This window comes from Dechloromonas denitrificans, from assembly GCF_020510685.1.
In the GTDB taxonomy this organism is placed as follows: Bacteria; Pseudomonadota; Gammaproteobacteria; order Burkholderiales; family Rhodocyclaceae; genus Azonexus; species Azonexus denitrificans_A.
The window spans coordinates 1,511,160-1,531,610 of record NZ_CP075185.1 but is presented as its reverse complement, the minus strand read 5'-3'; the positions used below and the strand labels follow the sequence as shown (position 1 = coordinate 1,531,610).

Here is a 20,451-nt window from a genome sequence, read left to right as displayed (position 1 = left end):
TTCAGGCCTATCGACTGGGGCGCCCAGTAGCAAGGCTTGGCGAATATCGCCGCCGGCCTGCGCAGCGAGCGCCGGGCGAAACAACGCACAGAAGGCGACGTGTCGCGCGCCACCATCAGTGCCGAGGAACGCGCAGCATTCGTGCGGGGCAATGCGAATAACGGGCCGCCCCAACCCATCGGCCCGATAGCTCAACCACGAAACCATGCACCCACTCGACATGAGAACGCTCAGTCCTTATGCTGCAGTGCTTATAGCGAATCACTTCACTACGTTAGCCGCACCTATGAGTATTGATGTCTACGGTTTTCTCGGCTCTGATACCCAAGACCTAGAGTTAAAGGTTATTCAGACTTATAAAAGCCTCGGATTTACTGTTGCTATTCATCCAGAGATGAATTGTCTTGAATCAAATCCTAGTGCTTCCCTCTATATTTCATTCACTGAAACACCACCTCAAATCGGTCGCGTTTGTCAGGGCGTTCCATTGCTATTGGGATTTGGATACAGCGTTGGAAAGAGGGGGGCTAGAAGCGCGGGATGGCCACCAAAGAAAGTAAAGCAGTATGCGTATGAAGTCTGTACACGTACATCGGCAGGACGCTCGATTGCCGATTATTTTGCGCAGGCGCTCACCGTAGCAATTCTTGCAAAAGAAACCAACGGGTACTTTTACATCAACGGTGACGATGTAGCGGTTCCCGGAGATTTAGGCCTAGAGCGCATTCTAGGGGAGCTAAATCGAACAACTGGCTGCGAATTCGATTCGGGGGCATATCCTTTCAAAGCCTGGCCCCCTATTGCTCCCAATGAATCATTTGCATGGCCAGAACCGATAGCCTCCGTACAACATCAGCGAACAGAAGTAGCAGGCAGTTCTCGGGGAAAGCGCTTTAAACTTTCAGTGATTGAGGGTTTAGGGTGGGCGCTGGTCCTCTACTTTTTGATTGTCACCATCGCATATTCATAAAACATGTCCAACGATTAGAGCCGATACTTGGCCTTATTTCGACGCATAAAAGGAAAGCATGCCACGCGCACTCCTAATCTTTGCCATCACCCTAAGTCTTGCGGGTTGCACATTAAATCCCCGCCGCCCCGAAGCCCTTCCGCTGCCGCCTCTGCCAATAAATATGGGAAGCTATTCGGTTTCCCCTCCTAACGAACCGGGCTGGCTCAGAGCGCCATCAGCGCCTACCAAGCTAGTGCTTGGAAGATATGGCTCCGCCACAGATGAGACCTTTGTCATTGAGGGAAATCTCTTCGACCTGCAACCCTTCAACACTATTGACGGATTTACTACACAAGCCAACGAAATAAATGCGGCACGACTTCCCCCTCATCGATTCAAGACCACCAAGTATGAAGCCGTACTGGAGAATGGTCGAAACACCGAGTGTGTACGAGCACACATTGTGAGTGACGACACCGCAGCAGTGAAACGAACAACCAATACCATGGGAACAATGACCTTGGAGATAATGACACTCACTTGCGTCCTGCCTAGCAACAAGAAAATGGCAGTAAGTGTTGCCTACTCACATCGTTATATGCCCAAGAACGCTGATCCAGAATTTGCAACAAAGGCCGCTGCAATCCTGGGAAGTGTTGCGTTTTCGTCCGCCCAATGATGCCCAACCCGGTGTGGTCGGACAACCGCTGACGCCCCCCCGGCAGTCAGCGGAACTGCGAGAAAAGCCGCGCAGGGCGCTCACTTTCACGTTGGTCATAGCAAATAACACTGCCAGGACCAGCCAGCCCTTACGGTAGCCGGAACTCCGGATGCGGAATGGTCAGTTTCTTGCCGACGGCCCCTGTGTAGAAGACCACCAGTTTCACCGGCTGGTCATTCAGGGCCCGGCCGTTATGGAAGGTGTTCACCACTTCGGCCAGCGCCTCGCCCGGTTTCAGCCGCTTGACCGAACCGTCGCGCCGGGTGACTTCGAGCTCGCCTTCCAGGATGTAGGCGAAGGAAGGGACCGGGTGCTCGTGCCAGCCTGTCTCGCCGTTGGCTGCCAATTCGATGATGAAGGCGGTGACCTCACCCTGCCCCTCCGGGTAGACGATCGGCTGGCCATCCCAAGTGCTGGTGGTTTTGAGCAGCGGCGTCACGGTGACGGCGCTGGTAGCGTCCAGCGCATGAACCGGCAGCACAAGCAGCAAGATCGTGGTGGCAAAGACGGTACGGAATGTTTTCGGCATGGGTTCGGGCTATCGAAATGAGGCAGGAGGACCGCTGCAAGCGGTCAATTTACCGCCTTCGACGCCCCCTGTCGCCTAGCTTGATAAAGCCTGGCCGAGCGTCAGGCCGGGTGCTTGCCGGCCTTGCGCAGTACCGCGAGAAACTCGGCAAAGGAGATTTCGCTGACTTTCATGTCGTCCAGCGCATTGCGCAGATCGAAATTGGACAGATCCTTTTCGCCGGACGCGGTCGCCCTGCCGTTAGCCGGCATGCGGCTGCGGGGTGGAGCGCTGGTTTTGGGATTAAGAAATGCCACGATGTACAACCTGTCGTAATAAGCTTCAACGACTTCATGATGCCCGTCCGGTCGCCGGGTGTCTGTGAATGAATTCACGGCCCGCGGCATTCCCTTTTTTCCCGTCTAGGCGGCCAGGCCGGCGGCCAGTGCGTCCATCAGCACGCGCACCCGGTGCGGCACATGACGATTGCTCGGCAGCATGGCGTAGATGCCGAGTTCGGGCACCAGAAACTCGGCCAGAACGGCCTCGATGCGGCCGGCCGCGAGAAAACCGTCGATGATGAAATCGGGCTGCAGCGTAATGCCCAATCCCTGCGCCGCCGCTTCGGTCAGCACATCGCCATTGTTGGCGTGAATGCGGCTGCGTACCGGGAAACTCGCCAGTTGGCCATCGACCATGAACTGCCAGCTTTGCCCGGTGCCGCCCACCGTGTAGCCGAGGCATTCGTGATGCGCCAGTTCCGCCGGATGCTGCGGTCGGCCGTGGCGGGCCAGATAATCCGGCGAGGCGACGGCCAGCATGCGGGCGGTACCGATGCGTCGGGCGATATCGCTGCCTTCCAGCCGGCGGGTGATGCGAATCGACAGATCGATGCCCTCCTCGATCAGATTGACCCGCCGGTCGCTGTAATCCATGTCCAGCCCGACCTCCGGGTAGCGTCGGGAAAACTCGAGGAGCAGCGGCGCCAGCCGTTTCAGGCCGAAGCTGAGCGGCAGACTGATGCGGATGTTGCCGCGCGGATTGACGCGCTCTTCCGCGACATCGGTTTCGGCCGTTTCGACCAGATTCAGGATGACCCGGCATTTTTCCAGATAGGCCGTACCGGCTGACGTCAGCGACAGGCGGCGGGTACTGCGCGCCATCAGCTTGACGCCGAGGTGCGCTTCGAGCGCGGCGATCTGCCGCGTCACCACCGAACGGGCCAGCCCCAGTTGCTGCGCCACGGCGGCAAAGCTGCCGAGTTCGGCGACCCGGACAAAAAGATGCATTGCGTCAAGTCGGTCCATTGTTGCAATTCCGGCAATAAACATTTGCCGATTGTCGGCTATTTCGCTGCAAAAAGGAGGACTACAGTACGGTCATCGCATCAGGAGTAACCGCAATGAACCCGACCCCATCCGCTCTCTTCGTCCCCCACGGCGCGCCGACCTTTGCGCTGCGCCCGGGCGCCGCCGGGGCGGCGCTGGTCAGGCTGGCCGGATCGCTGGCCCTGCCCCGCGCCATCGTCATCGTCAGCGCCCATTGGGATACCGCCGTACCGACCGTCGGTTTCGCCGAGCGCCCGGAAACCATCCACGACTTCTCCGGCTTCCCGGACGAATTGTATGCCTTGCGCTACCCCGCCACCGGCTGCCGCGAAGCGGCCAGCGAAGTGGTCGCGGCGATCCGCGCTGCCGGCCTGCCGGTCGTCGAGGATGCCCAGCGCGGCCTCGACCATGGCGCCTGGGTGCCGTTGCGCCTGATGTTCCCGGAGGCCGACGTGCCGGTCATTCCGCTCTCCATCCAGAGCCGCGGCGGGCCGCAGCAGGCTTACCGGCTGGGTCAGGCGCTGGCGCCGCTGGCCGCCCGCGGCTTTCTGCTGATTGCCTCCGGCAACGTCACGCACAACCTGCGCGATTACCAGCTGGCCTGGCGCAACGGCGGTCAGACCCCGGATTATGTGCGGCCGTTTACCGACTGGCTGGCCGATCGCCTGCAAGCTCGCGATATCGACGCACTGCTCGATTACCGCCGGCAGGCCCCGGACGCCGTCCAGGCCCACCCGAGCGATGAACATTTGCTGCCCCTCTTTGTCGCACTCGGAGCGGGTGGCGACACCGCCCGGGCCGAACGCTTCCACGCCGGGATCGATGATTACGTCATCGCCATGGATGCCTACACGTTTTCGCCGCAACAAGGAGATCGACCGTGACCAACCGCTACACCGCCACCGCCAAAGGTCTGCACTGGCTGATGGCCATCCTGCTTTTCGGCCTGATCGGGCTGGGTTTCTACATGCATGACCTGCCGCTCTCGCCGACCAAGCTGCAACTTTACTCATGGCACAAATGGGCCGGCGTGACGGCATTCCTGCTCGTCTGGCTGCGCCTGTTCTGGCGCGTCACGCACCGCCCGCCGGAACTGCCGGCGAGCATGCCGAAACTGATGCAGCTGGCCGCCCACGCCGGGCACCTGATGCTCTACCTGCTGATGCTCGCCATCCCGCTGTCCGGCTGGCTGATGAGTTCGGCCAAGGGATTCCAGACGGTCTGGTTCGGCGTCTTGCCGATTCCCGACCTGCTGGCCAAAAACAAGGAACTCGGCGACCTGCTGCAGACCGTCCATATGAGCCTCAACCTGCTGTTCGTCGCGGTCATTGCCGGGCATATCGGGGCCGCCCTGAAACATCACTTCATCGACAAGGACGACATCCTGACCCGGATGCTGCCCAAGCACTCCAAGGAGAACTGACATGAAAAGAATTGCACTCGCATTGGCCCTGGCCGCCACTTTTTCGGCCCACGCCGTCGAATACACCCAGGTCCAGCCCGAGAAGAGCGCCATCAACTTCGTCTACAAACAGATGGGCGTGGCGGTGGACGGCAAGTTCAAGCGCTTTGCCAGCCAGCTCAATTTCGACCCGGCCAAGCCGGCGGCCGCCAAGGCGACCTTCGATGTCGAGCTGGCCAGCGTCGACACCGGTGCGCCGGAAGGCGACGATGAAGTCGCCGGCAAGCCATGGTTCAACACCAAGGCTTTCCCGACCGCCCGTTTCGTCTCCGGCAGCGTCAAGCCGCTCGGCGGCAACCGCTACGAGGTGGCCGGCCAGTTGACCATCAAGGGCAAGACGCAGGATGTCGTCGTCCCGGCCACCTTCACGGCCCAGGGCAAAACCGGCGTCTTCGACGGCGCCTTCACCATCCGCCGCGCCGATTTCTCGATCGGCGAAGGCACCTGGGCCAAGTTCGACATCGTCGCCAACGACGTCCAGATCAAGTTCCGCATCACCGCTTCAGCCAAGTAACCCCCCGACCCACAACAGGAGAATCACCATGCAAAAATTCAACAAGCTCACTGCCGCCCTCATCCTCGCCGCTGCCGCTGCAGCCCCGGCGATCGCCGCGCCGGAAACCTACGTTGCCGACAGCACCCACACTTTCTCGCGTTTCTCGTACAGCCACTTCGGCTACTCGACCCAGCTCTCGCGCTTCAACAAGAACAGCGGCAAGGTCGTTTTCGACAAGGTCGCCAAGACCGGCGCGGTCGACATCGTGATCGACACCAAATCCGTCGATACCGGCTACGACACTTTCAACGAACACATCCAGGGTGAAGACTTCCTCGACACCGCCAAGTACCCGACCGCCACCTTCAAGTCGACCAAGGTCGTCTTCGAAGGCGACAAGCCGGCCAGCATCGAAGGCAACCTGACGATCAAGGGCGTCACCAAGCCGGTGACCCTGACCGTCACCTCCTTCCAGGCCATGCCGCACCCGATGCTGAAGAAGGACGCGATCGGCGCCAACGCCTTTGCCGTCATCAAACGCTCCGAGTTCAACGCCGGCAAGTACGCGCCTTACGTCGGCGACGACGTGCGCATCGACGTCGCCATCGAAGCGATCAAGGAATAAGCGGCCCTAGCCTACGAAAAACGCCGCCCCGGAATCGGGCGGCGTTTTTTTTTTGCTGGCTCGCCGGCCTACAGCGCGAAATGCTGGCGGACGCGGTCTTCCAGCAAGAGGCGAACAGTATCCTCGTCGCACTCGGCCAGACGGTCGAAAATCTCCCGCGCCATCGGCTGGAAGACGGCCATCACCGCCGGATCGAAATGGCTGCCGGTATCCTTTTCGAGAATCCGCATCGCCGCATCGAAGCCCATCGGATCCTTGTAGGGGCGCCGCGAACAGAGGGCATCGAAGACATCGGCGACGGCAAAGATACGGGCCGCCAGCGGAATTTCCTTGCCTTTGCTGCGCCGCGGATAGCCGCTGCCATCCCACTTTTCGTGATGTCCGGCGACCACCGCATTGGCGCCGTCCAGCCAGCCCATGCCGGTGACGATCTCCTCACCCTGGCTGACATGCGTGCGCATGATCGCAAACTCCTCGTCGTCGAGCTTTCCCGGCTTGAGCAAGATGCCGTCCGGAATACCGATCTTCCCGACATCGTGCAGGAAGCTGCCGGCGATCAAGGCCTGCATCGCCGAATCGCGGATGCCCATTTTTTCGGCAATATTGGCCGCCACCCAGGCCACCCGATAATTGTGCGCGCCGGTATCGGAATCGCGCTTGGCGATGGCGCGGCCGAGCGCGTCCATCATCGAAATATGCGAATCGAGAACTTCCCTCGCCTTACGCTTGTTGTCGGCCGACAGGCGAACCACCACCGGATAGATCGCCGCTCCGCACAGCAAGGCGGCCAGCCCGGCCATCAAGGCGGCGGACAGCGCGCTGCCGAGCATTTGCTGGCGTTGCCAGTCGGGAACTACGCGAACCCCCTCGAAATAACCGTCGATCGGCGACTGGCTGCCGTCCGCCATGCGCAGCGGGATAAAGACGCGCATCACCCAGCGCCCGTCGGGCAGCTTCAGACTTTCATAAGACGCGGCGCTATAGGCCGGCTTGGCGTGATGGGGAATAATGCCCTCAACCAGCGTGCCATCGGCAGTCATCGCTTCGGCCAGCTTTTCGCCCTTGCCGTCGTAGATTTCGGCAATATCGAACAGGCCGCCGGCAATCGTCCCGGCCGCCCGGGTCGCATGCGCCTCGGCATCGGGCTGGCGCATCGAGAACACGTCGAAATGCCGCACCAGGCGCTGCGACTCCTCCATCGCCAGCAGAACCGTGCTTTCCTCGGCATTTTCCCGGGCCACGAACCAGGCCACCGGACTGGCCACCGCCGCCAGCAGCAGGCTGACCGTGGCAATACGCACGGCGGTAAGTCGATTAAATGAGTTCATCCTGTCCACTAACTTGCGCTATTCGAGCAGCCATTATCGGCGCCCAAGCTTAAGCAAGCCTGACCGGCCCAAAACAATGCCCGGCTTGCCGGCTCACCGCGCAAAAGCCCGGCAAATACCCGACGTCGCCAAGCCAACAGGTGCCGCCTTCGCGTATCCTGTTCGGTGTTCCAGAGCATCGCTATCGGGAGTAGGAAATGCAGCCACATCAGTGGGATTGGGGGATCAATCAGTGGGTCGAATATCTCAAGGACAAGGACACTCCCGTCCTGCCGAGAACGCGGGCGATCCTGGCGGCCCTCCAGGCGGAAGGCGAAGAAGCGCGCGAACGCATGTCGGCGCTGGATCTGGTCAACATCGTTTACGCCGACCCCTATCTCGCCCTGAAGATCCTGCGCCGGGCGGAAGAGCGCCGCTCCCGGCAACTCGGCCACGACACCACGACCCCGCTGGCCGCCATCCTGCAGACCGGCCATGACGAGTTGCAGGCCATCGTCGCAGCCAGCCCGGCTTTCGACGATGTCCTGCCCGGTTGCAATACCTGTGAATTCCGATCGGTACTGGCCGCCGCCATCGCCCGCGCCTGGGCCAACTGCCGTTCCGACATTTCGCCGGACGAGGTGTCGATGGCCGCCCTGCTGGTCGAAATCGGCGAATTGCTGCTCTGGCATTTCGCCCCCGAGATGACCGACAAGGAAACCCAGGTCAGGGAATGGAACGAACGTTACTGGGCGCTGATGCAGCGCCCCTCGGAAATCGAATTCACCTTCCGCCAACTGACCATGGCGCTGGCCCAGGCCTGGGAGCTTCCCGGCCTGATCGTCATCCTGATCAAGGGCACCGATACGCCGCGCGCCAACATCGCCCGCCTGGCCGCCGATGCCGCCAAATTGATCACGATGGATCTCGAACTGCCGGCCCTGCTGAGCCTGCTTCAGGAAGTCCACAAAGTCGTTCCCGGAGCCAACCTCGTCGAACTGGCCGAACCCTTGCCATTGCCCGACGAAATTCGGGCCGAGCTGCTGAAAGCCATCGAATCGGGAGAGGCAGTGTAAGCGTCGGTACTCGGCCCATCAACCGCCAGGTTTCAGGATCAGCGGAGCGGCTTTGACAGTTCCAAGGCCGCGGAATGCATCGCGACCATGTGATACGGCTCCGGCTGTTCGGCACCACAGCGACCGGATTCGCAGGTCCGCTTGGCGGCAAGTTTCCAACCACCATTCATTTCGTCAATGAATTGTTCCTTGACCAGTTCCAGGGTTTGTTCATACCTGCGCCAGAGATCGCGGCGCTGGCTGCGCGAAGCGGCAACCAGCAGCGCATGCAACCCCTCGGCCTGTTGCCACCAGTATTTGTTACGGTCAATCGAGCCATCCGGGTAGAGACGATTGAATACCCCACCTTCGATGTCGTCGTAGCCGAGCTTGATCCCATAGCTCAGCAATCGATCCGCGGCGGCCCCATAAAGGGCGGGCAGCCCCCTGCTCTCCGATGTAGCGAGCAGGTGGCTCCATTCGAATTGGTGACCGAGGTCGATATAGCCGCCTTTATCCTTGGTCGGCAGCGCTTTCCAATGCTCGTCGTACCATTCGGGAATGCAGGCACCGCCGTCAGGCTGCCCTTCAAGCAGTTTGTAGAGAACGAAATTGCCGACGCTTTGCGCACCAGCCAGCGCCCGCGGGTCACCTGTCGCGTCAATGAGGGCAAGCAGAGCCTCAAACATGTGCATGACGGGATTCTGGTTGCGCAAGCTGCTCGATGGACCGAAATCACGAGGTGCGTCCGGGCGAAACCCACCAGACGAATCCCGCAAATGGCTGTTTATGTCACCCCAGGCGCTTAGCGCAGCCGCCCGAAATTTTTCGTCCTTGGTCACCCGGGCGACATGCGCCAGGGCCAACAGTGCGAAGGCATGCCCGTAAGTATTCTTGCCGGCATTGACGACCTTGCCATCGCCTTCGACTCTGGAGAAGAAGCCACCGTATTGAGGGTCGTGGAAACGATCCAGCAGAAATTCCGCGCCGCGAACAGCGACCTCGAGATAGCGCTTGTCGCCGCTATGCTCGTAACCCTTTACCATCGTAAAAATCAGACGACTGTGCGTAGTCAGATCGCCGCCCTGGGTCGGAACCGCCTGCCACCGGCGATCGAAACTGCCCAACATCAGGCCGGATGGCGTTGGCGCAACCGCAAGCCAGCGGGCCAGATGAGCTTCGAGATCCTGTTTGTGCCATTGCTCAACAATGAACCGATTGTCGTTAGTCGACACCTCGCAACCGCTCAGCAAAAACGAAGCACCTATCAGGCCACCAAAACAAAACAGGCCGGCGCAGATCAGGCGGACGAGAGGGTTTGGCTTCTTGAACATGGAATATGTGGTTGGCGATTTCGCTACCGTGATCTTGCGATTGCCAAAGTCTAGCTTATATATGCAGCTTCTACCCTTCGGCCAAACGCCGCCCAACCAAGCCAGGCGATCAATGAATCCAGCGCTGCCCGCCGGTGCAAGCCGCGGTATGATCCACTGGGTCGTGTCATCGGGAGACGCAAATCAAGGAGCCAGCAATGCCTAATTCCTCACTTGACCAGGTTAGTCATGATGAGAAGCTCGCTTTGATCAATACGTATCTGGCAATACAGAAACGCCTCGACGCCGAGTATCTGGTCAAACTGCGAGCCTCATGGCCGGCCAAGGCGAAACAGCCCGACATGAGGCTGAAGAACTCACCGGTGCACGCTGCGGAATATCGCCGTTTGATGATGGTCGTTTTGTCCGAAGCCGGGAAAATCGACTGGGACGGTCTGACCGAGAAGGAACGGCAAGCCGTGGCGCGATGTACCTGGCAGCTCGTTTCGCATCCCTTGCACCGGCGCCTGATCGCCGAGAAGGGCCTTGACTACGTCTGGGCGACAGTCAGGCAAGGCCCGAAACTCTACGGTCTCGATTAAAGCAACCGCCGAAAAAGGATCATTTGCGCGACGGCGCCGATGGCACGCCGCGCGGTACGCCGCCGGTCGATCCGCCGCGCGGTACTCCATCTGACGAATCAGAAGCAGAACCGCCGCCCGATCCGGAACCTGACCCGGGGAAGCTTAACCCGGAAGGTGAAGCCGGTGGCGGGCTGGACTCGTCCGGCAAGCTCGAGGCACCGGCTTTACTTCGCCGCGCGGCTTCGTTTTCTGCCGCCAAGCGCTCGGCATAGGCCTTCTGTTTATCCAATGCCCGGCGCGCCGCCTCGCTGTCCTGGGTAGACTCACTCGGACGTATTTTGCTGAACCGCTCCCCATCGTCACACGGCGTGTCGGAAAAAACGACCTCGCCGCCTGACCCGACACATCGGAAAGCCTCCGCGCTGACGGTCGAAACACAGAGAAGCAGCAACACCCCCACTAAATAGCGCATGACAAGCTCCTTTTTGTTTCTTTCAATCTAGACCTGCATGCGCGACTCGGCAACAAAAAAACACCGGGAGAGAGTCGCCAGGTCATCGCTGCATCGGCCGTCGTGAAGTGGATCACGCTACCTGCAGCAGGCGGCGACGCTCGACAACCTCGATGTGCCGCCAAGCTTGGTTAAAATGCACACCCCGTCAATACCTCCGACAAACTCGATGAGCACTACGCCCAACCCCATCGTCGATGCGCTTTCCGCCCTGGCCGACGCCGCCAGCCAGCAGGCCACAGCACGCCTGGCGCAAGATATTTTTGGCGAAGTGTTTCGCCAGGCCCTGACGCCGGATGCCGAGCAACTCGGCAAGGCACTGCGCGAACTTGAAACGCGCTGCATCGAATGGTGCGAGGCCGGAGACAGCGGCGACCGACAGTTGTTGCGTCTGGCCATGCTGATCAACGGCCTGGACCAATGGGGGCTGGCCTACACCCAGGCGTTCGAACTCACCGCCATCCCGGCGCTCTCGGCCCTCATCGCCTCCCTGCGCGGTCGCCTGGATCCCCAGTCGGATGCGTTGTTCGGACAATTCTTCGAAGCCATCGAGCAAGGCGAAACCAACGCGGTCGATTTCAAGGTCGATCTCCGCCGGGGCATTCACCTGGCGTTGTGGCATGCCATGCTGGCTTGCGACACGGTGGACGAGGCGCGTGGTCTGGTGAAGCATTTGGGCACCATGCTGCTGGCCGTCAACCAGCGCCTGCCGGAAATCGGCTGGCGGCTGGTGGCCGATGCCCTGGCCCATATGCAGATCGCCCTGCTCGACGACCCGGCCGCCGCGACCGTGGTAGCCAGGGAGAGTACGCAGTTGCTCTTCGAATCGCTGCAGCACGCCCTGCCCGCCGCCCACTACCAGACCATCCTGCGCCATTCGAGCCATGTCGTGATCGCCTGGCAGCAGGCTCGGCGCCCGGACGCCGTGCATTAAGACCGGCTTTCCCGAAGCGGCCGCTTACGGCAGCACGAAACTGCTTTTCTCCTGGACGCGAACGGCCGGGGTGTCCTTGCCGACGATCTCGAAATGGATCGGCTGGATGCCCGACGGCATTCCTTCGCCGGGCGCCGAAACGGTGATCGAGACCGGCCGGATGCTCCCCGGCTCGGCCGAAAACTCTTGCGCCCCGACGATCTCCAGCCCAGGCAGGCCGCTGACCGCGATTTTGTAGTGGCGCGGGGCGTCGTCGAGATTCATCAATTTCAGCGTGTAGGCATTCTCGATGCGCCCTTCCGACGTTTCGCGCAGTAGCGCGCCACGGTCGCGCAGCACATCGACCAGCAACAGTGAGCGCTGGTTGAGCGTCCATCCGCCCAGCCCGACAAAAACCAGCAGCAGACCGACATAAACGCCGACCCGCGGCCGCCCGCCCAGGCCCTGCGGTTTCGCCTGACCGGCCAGCTCCTGTTCGGAGGCAAAACGGATCAGGCCGCGTGGCGCGCCGATCTTGTCCATCACCTGATCGCAGGCGTCGATGCACAGGCCGCAGTTGATGCACTGGTATTGCAGGCCGTCGCGGATATCGATGCCGGTCGGGCAAACCTGCACGCAGATGCCGCAATCGATGCAGTCGCCGGTCTGGCCGGCCTGCCGTCCGACATTGCGCGGCTCGCCACGCTGGCGGTCGTAGCCGACATTGGCCGTCGTCGGGTCGAACATCACACCCTGGAAACGGGAGTAAGGACACATGTGCTGGCACACCGCCTCGCGCGCCAGACCAGCCTGGACGTAGGTAAACGCGGCGTAGAAAATCAGCCAGAAAGCTTCCCACGGCCCGGTCGTCAGCGTGAACACCGTCGGCAGCAAGTCACGGATGGGCGTGAAGTAACCGACGAAGGTAATCGCCGTCCACAGCGCAATCAGCCACCACAGCCCATGCTTCAGGGTTTTCAGCAGCAGCTTGCGGCCGCTCATCGGGCTCTGATCGAGTTTCAGGCGCGCCAGATGATCGCCTTCGACCTGCGCCTCGATCCAGGCGAAAATCGCCGTGTACACCGTCTGCGGACAGGCGAAGCCGCAGAACAGCCGGCCGGCCAGCGCCGTGACGAGAAACAGGGCGGTCGCCGCGATGATCAGGACGAAGGCCAGCAGCAAGGCGTCCTGCGGCCAGAGCACCAGGCCGAACAGGTAGAGTTTCTCGTGGGCGATATCGAACAGGATGGCCTGGCGGCTTGCCCCAGCCGTTTCCCAGTTCAACCAGCAAGCGCCGTAGAAAACGATCTGGGTGAACCAGACCAGCGCCCAGCGCAGGCTATTGAACCGGCCGTCGATGGCCTTGGCGTGAATTTTTCCCTTCTTGCGGTACAACTCCAGCTTTGCTTCACGAACCTTGCTGACCGGCTTGCTCATGTTTGCCTTCCTGATCGGTGACGGGCGCCAGTAAATCACCGGAGGCAAAACAGGAACAGTTCCAGATTGTTTGATTTTTTATAGGCACAGATTCAAAATCGAGCCGGCAACTGTGCGGGTTGAAAACTTTGATGTCTGTCGCTGTGATTCTTTTCCGATACTGAAACAATGGCGGCATCCAATCACGAGTCTGCAGCCATGACGGCCATCGCCATTCCCGCCCCCGAAACGCCGCAAGAATCATCCGGCCGGGGACGCATTCCCGGCAACAAGGGCATCTGGGTCGGCATCACCTGCGAGTTCATCGAATTTCTCGTGCTGTTCATCGTCTATTTCGTTGCCCGTGCCCACTTTCCGGAATCTTTCGAGCAGGGGGCCGAACGGCTGTCGCGGCTGTCCGGCACGCTGATCACGCTGCTGATGGTGACCAGCAGTTTCTTCATCGCCTGCTCGGTGACGACGATGCGCGCCGGCCAGCGCCGCCGTTCGGTGTACTGGCTGATCGCCGGACTGGTCGCCGCGCTCGGCTATCCGATCGCCAAATACCTCGAAATCCGCTGGAATCTGGCGCACGGCATCAACGGCGAGTCGGGCATTTTCTTCACCGTCTATTACTACCTGACCTTCAACCACCTGGTACACGCCATGTGGGGCATTCTCGGCATCCTCTGGGTGCTCGCCCGGCATCTGGCCGGCGGCTATTCGGCCGAGGATTACAGCGGCCTCGAATCGCTGGCCAGCTACTGGCACGCCACCGACATCATCTGGCTGATCATCTTCCCCTTCTTCTACGTACTGGCCTGAATCATGGATCACCCCAGCCAACAACCCGGCACCACGCTAACCCCGCTAACCCTCACCTGGCTTGCCCTGGTCGCGCTGACCCTGCTCAGTCTCGGCCTGGGTCAGTGGCTTCATGGCGCGGCCTGGCTGCAACTGCTGGTCGCCGGCATCGTCTGGATCAAGGGCTGGCTGGTCGCCCAGACGTTCATCGAGGCGGAACTGGCGCATCCGTTCATCCGCCGCTTGCTCAAGGGCTTCATCGCCTTCACGCCGGTGGCGCTGATGCTGACTGCCTTTTACGGCCGGCAGTTCGCCCGCTGGGCAACCTTATAGCTGATCGCCGATCAGTTGGCCGAGCGTGGCCATCGCTTCCTGCTGGCTCGGCGATTCGGGATGACCGAAATTGAGGCGCAGGTAGTGGCTGAACTCGCGCTTGGCCGAAAAGATCGGCCCCGGCGCGATGCTGATCCCCCGGCTCAGCGCCTGCTGGTGGAGCAGCAGCGTATCGACCTGCGGCGGCAGCTCCAGCCACAGGAAATAGCCGCCTTGCGGCCGGGCCAGACGGGTGCCGGCCGGAAAATGCCGCTCGACCGCCGCCACCAGCATCGCCTCCTGCTCGGCCAAGCGGCGTCGTAACTGGCGCAGATGGTTTTCGTAGGCGCCGTGTTTCAGATGCTCGGCCAGCGCGATCTGCACCGGCCCGGTGGTCGCCAGGCTGGTCGATAGTTTCAGGCGCTGGATCTGCCGGGCGTATCGCCCGGCCGCCACCCAGCCCAGCCGATAACCGGGCGCCAGGCATTTCGAGAAAGACGAGACATGCATCACCAGGCCGTCCGGGTCGGCGGCCTTGCTGCACAGCGGCGCCTGTCGTCCAAAGTAGAGCTCGGCATAGACGTCGTCTTCGATCAGCGGTACCTGGTGGCGGTAGAGCAGTTCGAGCAGGGCTTTCTTGCGCTCGTCGGTGACCAGGCTACCGGTCGGGTTGGCGAAATTCAACATCAGCAGGCAGGCCTTGACCGGATACTGGCGCAACGCGTCGGCCAGCGCCGTCAGGCTGACGCCCTCGCGTGGATGGCTGGGAATCTCGATCACCTGCAAACCCAGCCGCTCGCTGGCCTGCAGCCCGGCGTAAAAAGTCGGCGACTCGACGGCGATCAGGTCGCCCGGCTTGGTCACGGCCTGCAAGCACAGGTTGAGTCCCTCCATGGCACCGGAGGTGATGACGATTTCCTGCGGCGAGACCGAGGCGCCGTGCGCCAGATAGCGCAAGGCCAGCTGCCGACGCAGCTCCTCGTTACCGGGCGGCAGATCGGTCACCGTCGCGAGCGGATCGAATTTGCGCGCCGCGCTGGCCAGAAAGCGCCCGAGCTTGGCGAGCGGAAACAGGTAGGGGCTGGGAAAACTGGAGCCGAGCGGGACGACCGACGGATCGCGGACGCTGTCGAGAATCTGGAAGATGAAATCGCTGACCTGCAACTGCGTCGAGCCGCCGACCGGGTGCGTCATTCCGGGTTCCGGCAAGCTGCGACCGAGCCGGGCGCGCACGAAATAGCCGGAGCGCGGACGCGCCTCGATCAGCCCGCGGCTTTCCAGTTGATAGTAAGCCTGGGTGACGGTAATCGGACTGATGTCATGGATCCGGCAGGCTTGCCTGACCGATGGCAGGCGGTCACCGGCGCGCAGGGTGCCATCGACGATCAGCTTTTCCGTTTGCTCGGCAATGTCTTGGTAAAGGCTCATGGACAAATGTTAGCAGCGCCAACCGGACGGCACCTTGGCGCAGATCATTTTTCATCGATCACGGCAATGCGGCCCGATAACCGATGCGGGCCCTACCGGGCAATGAGTTGCCGTTCGTCATAAAACATTGAAATTATTTATATAGATTTTTAAAAATAAAAATCTTATAAATCGCTTCAATACAACGATTTATCAACAAACAAATGCGAAACAAAAATTCATTTCGCATATGTAGGGTTTAACTTACAAGCCGTAGAAATGCCCTACAAATAAATCAGCCAAACCGACTCGATTGCGAATCTGTCATGGCGCAAGCTATCCGAACAAATTTTCTTTTCGGATAAAAAGCTTGGATCACTATCCTGATACCCCCCTCCTCCTGAAGCCGCTATTTTCAGAGGCTTTCGGCGAATCAAGGTTTTTATTCATACTGCCTTTCGCAGTGCTTGGCGCATTGTTTTTCGGCTGCTTGGTTTTTGTCGAGGGACTGACGCTCACCGCCCTCGCCTGCGGTCTGACCCTTGCTCTCCTGAACCTCGGCTTTGGCCTGTGGTCGGCGCATACGGTGAGCCAACGCCATGCCAGCTTGATAGCGCTGCTGGCAAAAAGCGAAGCGGAACGCAGCGAAAGGAACCGGCACGGCATTGCCGGCCTCGACCAGCTGTGCCTGAGCGTCCTCCCGGTATGGTCCGGCCAGATCGAAATGGCCCAGACCCATACCGAAGAAGCGACGATCGCCCTGACTCAACGTTTTGCCGACATCTCCCAACGGCTGGAGAGTGCCGTTTCGGCAACGCGCGGATCGACCGGCGACGAGCCGGGCAGCCACTTCCTGGTGACTTTGCTCAACGAAGCAAAAACCGACCTGGACTCGATCATCAGCTCCTTGCGTTCCGCCCTTGCCGGCAAGGAATCGCTGCTCAACGAAGTCACCACGCTGTCCAGCCATACCTCGGCGCTGCAGCGCATGGCCCAGGATGTCGGCGACATCGCCAAACAGACCAATCTGCTGGCGTTGAATGCCGCGATCGAAGCCGCCCGCGCCGGCGAAGTCGGACGCGGCTTTGCCGTGGTGGCGGACGAAGTGCGGAAACTCTCGACGCTGTCCGGGGAAACCGGCAAGAAAATCAGCGAAACGGTCGACACCGTCAACAAGGCCATTGCCGACACCCTGTTGGCCTCGCGCCAATACGCCGAACAGGACGAAGCGCTGGTGCAGGACTCGAGCACGGTGATCGGCCGGGTGGTCTCGCGTTTTGGCCAGACCGCGACCGATCTCTCCGACTCCTCGGAAAACCTGCGCCAGCAAGGCGTCGTGATTGGCCAGGAAGTCGCCGAAGTATTGGTCGCCCTGCAGTTCCAGGACCGGGTGAGCCAGGTTCTGAACCATGTCACCAACGACCTGAAAAAGCTGCAGCAAAACATCGCCGACGGGGACCGCCAGCTCTCGGACAGCCATGGCCTTATCGCGGTAGACGCGGCGCAATGGCTCGCCGAACTATCCCAAACCTACACCATGCCGGAACAACACGCCGTACATAACGGCGGTGCCGCACAGAGCGACGCCGGCAGCAACGAAATCACCTTCTTCTAGAGAAAGCTCCCTATGGCCAAGACCATCATGATTGTGGACGACTCCGCCTCCTTGCGGCAGGTCGTCAGTATCGCCCTGAAGGGCGCCGGCTACGACGTGATTGACGCTTGCGACGGCAAGGATGCACTCGGCAAGCTCGACGGCCGGAAGATCCACCTGATCATCAGCGACGTAAATATGCCGAACATGGACGGCATCAGCTTCGTCAAGGCGGCCAAGCAACTGCCGGCCTACAAATTCACCCCGGTCATCATGCTCACCACCGAGGCCGGCGACGGCAAAAAAGCCGAGGGCCAGGCCGCCGGCGCCAAGGCCTGGGTCGTCAAACCCTTCCAACCGGCCCAGATGCTGGGCGCCGTTTCCAAACTCATCCTGCCTTAAGGAAATATGTCATGGCCGATATGCCGGAAGCCGTTTGCCCTGCCCTCGCCATTGCTGGCGAATTCACCATTTTCACCGCCAGTACCCTCAAGGAGCAAATCCTCCAAACCATTCGCCAGGCCGAGATGACGGAGGTGGAAATCGACCTGTCCAACGTTACCGAGATCGACTCGGCCGGCCTGCAATTGATGATCCTGGCCAAGATCGAAGCGCTCGGCCGCGGCAAGAATATCCATTTCACCCGCCACAGCGACCCGGTGCTCGACCTGATCGACCTGTGCGACCTCGCCGGCTTCTTCGGCGACCCGGTCCTGATCCGCTCCAAAAATTAAGGCATTCCCCATGAACCTTGACGACGCACTCAAGACCTTTGTCATCGAAAGTCGCGAACTTCTCGAAAACATGGAGGAGGCCCTGCTCAAGGTCGAGCAGTCGCCGGACGACGCCGACCTGATCAACGCCATCTTTCGCGCCGCCCACACCATCAAGGGCTCGGCCGGCCTGTTCGGCCTCGATCACGTGGTGGTCTTCACCCATAACGCCGAAAACGTGCTGGACATGGTGCGCGCCGCCGAGTTGCGCATCACCAGCGAGTTGGTCGCCCTGCTGCTCGAAACCTGCGATCACATGGGCGCCCTGATCGACCATGTCGAGGCCGGCAACGCCCCGCCGGAAGAAGTCGGCAGCCGCAGCGACGAACTGATCGACCGGCTGAAAAGCCACGCCAACCAAGGCGCTGCCAGTGCACCGGAGAGCACCGCAATGGCGGTGAGCGAGCCGCCGCCCTTCGTCCGCGAAGGCGATGCGGCGGGCAGCGGGGTCGAGTCGGACAACTGGCACATTTCGCTGCGTTTTGGCCGCGACGTCCTGCGCAACGGCATGGACCCGGTATCGTTCATCCGCTACCTGACCACCTTCGGGCGCATCGTCAGCATCGTCACGCTGACCGAGGCGATCCCCGGTGCCGACCAGATGGATGCCGAAGATTGCTACCTGGGTTTTGAACTCAATTACCAGACCACGGCCGACAAGGCGACCATTGAGGGCGCTTTCGAATTCGTCCAGGACGATGCCCGCGTCCGTATCCTGCCGCCGCACAGCAAGGTCGTCGAGTACCACGACCTGATCCAGAGCCTACCGGAAGAAGAGATGCGGCTCGGTGAAATTCTCGTCCGCTGCGGCACGCTGACCCCGGCCGAACTGGACCTCGCCCTGAAAGCCCAGACCGAAGCCCGCGCCGGCGGCGAACTCGAGCCGCCGATCGGCGAGGTTCTGGTTTCGCAACAGGTGGTGCGCCCGGCCGTCGTCGAAGCGGCACTGCAAAAGCAAAAACAGGTCAAGGACAACAAGGGCGGCGATGCAGCCCTGATCCGGGTCAATGCCGAAACGCTCGATGAGCACATCAACCTGATCGGCGAACTGATCATCGCCAGCGCCAGCATCAACCTCCTGGCGCTGAAAAGCGGTGTTCCCGAGCAGATCGAAGCGGCCTCGGTGATGAACCGGCTGGTCGAGAACGTTCGCGACTCTGCCCTGCAACTACGCATGGTGCAGATCGGCGCGACTTTCAACAAATTCCAGCGGGTGGTCCGCGATGTCTCCAAGGAAATCGGCAAGGACATCCAGCTCGAGATCAGCGGGGCCGAAACCGAGCTCGACAAGACCGTCGTCGAGAAGATCGGCGACCCGCTGACCCACCTGATCCGCAATTCGATGGACCATGGCATCGAGTCGGCCGAAGTGCGGCTGGCCCGCGGCAAGCCGGCGCAAGGCACGCTGCGCCTCAACGCTTATCATGACTCCGGCAGCATCGCCATCGAGGTCACCGACGACGGCGGCGGCTTATCCAAGGAACGCATCCTGGCCAAAGCCATCGAACGCGGCCTGGTCAAGCCGGATCAGGCGCTCGGCGACAACGAGATCCACAACCTGATTTTCGAACCCGGCTTCTCGACCGCCGAACGAGTCAACAACCTGTCCGGCCGCGGCGTCGGCATGGATGTCGTGCGCCGCAACATTACCGCCCTGCGCGGCAGCACCGAGATCGACAGCGTCGAAGGCGTCGGCACGACGATCCGCATCCGGCTGCCGCTCACCCTGGCGATCATCGATGGTTTCCTGGTCGGAGTCGGCGCCTCGTCCTTCGTCGTGCCCCTCGAGATGGTCGAGGAATGCGTCGAACTGACGCAAGAGGAGATCGATGCCTCACAAGGCCGGGACCACCTCAATCTGAGGGGCGAACTGCTGCCCTTCATCCGCCTCAAGGATCTTTTCGACATCCCAGAACCACCGGCTGCCATACAGGATGACGAGGAAGAAGAAGGCGAAAAACTGGCGATCGACCCGGAACTGGCTTTCCTCCTTCAGCCGGTCAAGCGAGAAAACGTCGTGGTGGTGAACTACGCCGGGCATCGCGCCGGCCTTGTCGTGGACACCCTGCAGGGCGAGTACCAGACGGTCATTCGCCCACTCGGCGCAGTTTTCAACGGCATCGAGGGAATTAGCGGCTTCACCATCCTGGGTACCGGACATGTCGCGCTAATTCTCGACGTCCCCGGACTGGTCCGTCGTGTCGCCGGCCGCGACGTTCGTCGCCATGCCCTGGCCAGCAATTACGCCCCAAGCGAGCAAACGGCATGATGACTCGTTCTGTCTTGCCATCCACCACTGAACGCATTCACGAAATTTCCACGAACAGTGGCTTAACTAAACAGGCGAAGACACCTGAATCGGCGGTCTTC

Annotated in this window: 23 protein-coding genes; 15 read left to right on the top strand and 8 right to left on the bottom strand. The window is 60.9% G+C overall.

Annotated elements, in window-relative coordinates; translation table 11 throughout:
* Positions 1–205: 205 nt before the first annotated feature.
* Positions 206–970 carry a hypothetical protein gene (locus KI611_RS07350; RefSeq protein WP_226419170.1) on the top strand — a complete coding sequence of 255 codons (765 nt, stop codon included), beginning with the start codon at positions 206–208 and terminating at the stop codon, positions 968–970.
* A 58-nt stretch (positions 971–1,028) separates the two neighbouring features.
* Positions 1,029–1,631 (top strand): hypothetical protein, encoded by a 603-nt coding sequence (locus KI611_RS07345; RefSeq protein ID WP_226419169.1) that lies wholly within the window; start codon positions 1,029–1,031, stop codon positions 1,629–1,631.
* Between the two features lie 130 nt (positions 1,632–1,761).
* Here the strand turns inward: KI611_RS07345 and KI611_RS07340 are convergent, their stop codons facing one another.
* The 3 genes from KI611_RS07340 to KI611_RS07330 all read right to left on the bottom strand — a co-directional run bounded on the left by KI611_RS07340 (position 1,762) and on the right by KI611_RS07330 (position 3,488).
* Positions 1,762–2,202, bottom strand: coding sequence for a cupin domain-containing protein (locus KI611_RS07340; RefSeq protein WP_226419168.1), 441 nt, complete (start codon positions 2,200–2,202; stop codon positions 1,762–1,764).
* 101 nt (positions 2,203–2,303) lie between these two features.
* Positions 2,304–2,453, bottom strand: coding sequence for a hypothetical protein (locus KI611_RS07335; protein WP_226419167.1), 150 nt, complete (start codon positions 2,451–2,453; stop codon positions 2,304–2,306).
* A 150-nt stretch (positions 2,454–2,603) separates the two neighbouring features.
* The gene (locus KI611_RS07330) at positions 2,604–3,488 is read right to left on the bottom strand and encodes a LysR family transcriptional regulator (protein ID WP_226419166.1); all 885 of its coding nucleotides are present in this window, start codon (positions 3,486–3,488) and stop codon (positions 2,604–2,606) included.
* 95 nt (positions 3,489–3,583) lie between these two features.
* Here KI611_RS07330 and KI611_RS07325 point away from each other — a divergent pair, with 95 nt between their 5' ends.
* The 4 genes from KI611_RS07325 to KI611_RS07310 are packed head-to-tail and all read left to right on the top strand — an operon-like array spanning position 3,584 to position 6,092.
* Entirely contained in the window at positions 3,584–4,393 is an 810-nt protein-coding gene (locus tag KI611_RS07325) for a DODA-type extradiol aromatic ring-opening family dioxygenase (RefSeq protein WP_226419165.1), read from the top strand.
* Positions 4,390–4,932, top strand: coding sequence for a cytochrome b (locus KI611_RS07320; protein WP_226419164.1), 543 nt, complete (start codon positions 4,390–4,392; stop codon positions 4,930–4,932). Before KI611_RS07325 ends, KI611_RS07320 begins: the two co-directional genes overlap by 4 nt.
* Position 4,933: 1 nt before the next feature.
* Complete coding sequence (locus KI611_RS07315) at positions 4,934–5,485, top strand: YceI family protein (protein WP_226419163.1); 552 nt, start codon at positions 4,934–4,936, stop codon at positions 5,483–5,485.
* Between the two features lie 28 nt (positions 5,486–5,513).
* Positions 5,514–6,092 (top strand): YceI family protein, encoded by a 579-nt coding sequence (locus tag KI611_RS07310; protein WP_226419162.1) that lies wholly within the window; start codon positions 5,514–5,516, stop codon positions 6,090–6,092.
* Between the two features lie 68 nt (positions 6,093–6,160).
* Here KI611_RS07310 and KI611_RS07305 read toward each other — a convergent pair whose 3' ends face one another.
* On the bottom strand, positions 6,161–7,420 hold the full coding sequence (locus tag KI611_RS07305; protein WP_226419161.1) for an HD-GYP domain-containing protein: 1,260 nt from the start codon (positions 7,418–7,420) through the stop codon (positions 6,161–6,163).
* A 197-nt stretch (positions 7,421–7,617) separates the two neighbouring features.
* Here KI611_RS07305 and KI611_RS07300 point away from each other — a divergent pair, with 197 nt between their 5' ends.
* Positions 7,618–8,475 carry an HDOD domain-containing protein gene (locus KI611_RS07300; protein ID WP_226419160.1) on the top strand — a complete coding sequence of 286 codons (858 nt, stop codon included), beginning with the start codon at positions 7,618–7,620 and terminating at the stop codon, positions 8,473–8,475.
* A 38-nt stretch (positions 8,476–8,513) separates the two neighbouring features.
* On the opposite strand, the gene KI611_RS07295 is transcribed toward KI611_RS07300, so the two are convergent.
* On the bottom strand, positions 8,514–9,788 hold the full coding sequence (locus KI611_RS07295; protein WP_226419159.1) for an AGE family epimerase/isomerase: 1,275 nt from the start codon (positions 9,786–9,788) through the stop codon (positions 8,514–8,516).
* Between the two features lie 197 nt (positions 9,789–9,985).
* Here KI611_RS07295 and KI611_RS07290 point away from each other — a divergent pair, with 197 nt between their 5' ends.
* On the top strand, positions 9,986–10,369 hold the full coding sequence (locus KI611_RS07290; protein ID WP_226419158.1) for a hypothetical protein: 384 nt from the start codon (positions 9,986–9,988) through the stop codon (positions 10,367–10,369).
* A 19-nt stretch (positions 10,370–10,388) separates the two neighbouring features.
* Here KI611_RS07290 and KI611_RS22170 read toward each other — a convergent pair whose 3' ends face one another.
* Complete coding sequence (locus KI611_RS22170; protein ID WP_226419157.1) at positions 10,389–10,823, bottom strand: DUF4124 domain-containing protein; 435 nt, start codon at positions 10,821–10,823, stop codon at positions 10,389–10,391.
* A 208-nt stretch (positions 10,824–11,031) separates the two neighbouring features.
* Here KI611_RS22170 and KI611_RS07280 point away from each other — a divergent pair, with 208 nt between their 5' ends.
* Complete coding sequence (locus tag KI611_RS07280; RefSeq protein ID WP_226419156.1) at positions 11,032–11,796, top strand: hypothetical protein; 765 nt, start codon at positions 11,032–11,034, stop codon at positions 11,794–11,796.
* Between the two features lie 24 nt (positions 11,797–11,820).
* On the opposite strand, the gene ccoG is transcribed toward KI611_RS07280, so the two are convergent.
* Positions 11,821–13,212: a cytochrome c oxidase accessory protein CcoG gene (gene ccoG / locus KI611_RS07275; RefSeq protein ID WP_226419155.1), complete on the bottom strand. Its 1,392-nt coding sequence runs from the start codon at positions 13,210–13,212 to the stop codon at positions 11,821–11,823.
* Between the two features lie 198 nt (positions 13,213–13,410).
* On the opposite strand from ccoG, the gene KI611_RS07270 reads away from it, so the two are divergent.
* Complete coding sequence (locus KI611_RS07270; protein ID WP_226419154.1) at positions 13,411–14,016, top strand: cytochrome c oxidase subunit 3 family protein; 606 nt, start codon at positions 13,411–13,413, stop codon at positions 14,014–14,016.
* Positions 14,017–14,019: 3 nt separating this feature from the next.
* Positions 14,020–14,328 (top strand): hypothetical protein, encoded by a 309-nt coding sequence (locus tag KI611_RS07265; RefSeq protein WP_226419153.1) that lies wholly within the window; start codon positions 14,020–14,022, stop codon positions 14,326–14,328.
* Here the strand turns inward: KI611_RS07265 and KI611_RS07260 are convergent.
* Positions 14,323–15,735 carry a PLP-dependent aminotransferase family protein gene (locus KI611_RS07260; RefSeq protein WP_226419152.1) on the bottom strand — a complete coding sequence of 471 codons (1,413 nt, stop codon included), beginning with the start codon at positions 15,733–15,735 and terminating at the stop codon, positions 14,323–14,325. The two genes, KI611_RS07265 and KI611_RS07260, sit on opposite strands and share 6 nt — an antisense overlap.
* A 703-nt stretch (positions 15,736–16,438) precedes the next feature.
* Here KI611_RS07260 and KI611_RS07255 point away from each other — a divergent pair.
* The 4 genes from KI611_RS07255 to KI611_RS07240 are packed head-to-tail and all read left to right on the top strand — an operon-like array spanning position 16,439 to position 20,350.
* Positions 16,439–17,329: a methyl-accepting chemotaxis protein gene (locus KI611_RS07255; protein WP_264180091.1), complete on the top strand. Its 891-nt coding sequence runs from the start codon at positions 16,439–16,441 to the stop codon at positions 17,327–17,329.
* Between the two features lie 12 nt (positions 17,330–17,341).
* Positions 17,342–17,710, top strand: coding sequence for a response regulator (locus KI611_RS07250; protein ID WP_226419151.1), 369 nt, complete (start codon positions 17,342–17,344; stop codon positions 17,708–17,710).
* 11 nt (positions 17,711–17,721) lie between these two features.
* Positions 17,722–18,042: a lipid asymmetry maintenance protein MlaB gene (locus KI611_RS07245; RefSeq protein ID WP_226419150.1), complete on the top strand. Its 321-nt coding sequence runs from the start codon at positions 17,722–17,724 to the stop codon at positions 18,040–18,042.
* Between the two features lie 10 nt (positions 18,043–18,052).
* Positions 18,053–20,350 carry a chemotaxis protein CheA gene (locus KI611_RS07240; RefSeq protein WP_226419149.1) on the top strand — a complete coding sequence of 766 codons (2,298 nt, stop codon included), beginning with the start codon at positions 18,053–18,055 and terminating at the stop codon, positions 20,348–20,350.
* The last annotated feature ends 101 nt before the right edge of the window (positions 20,351–20,451 follow it).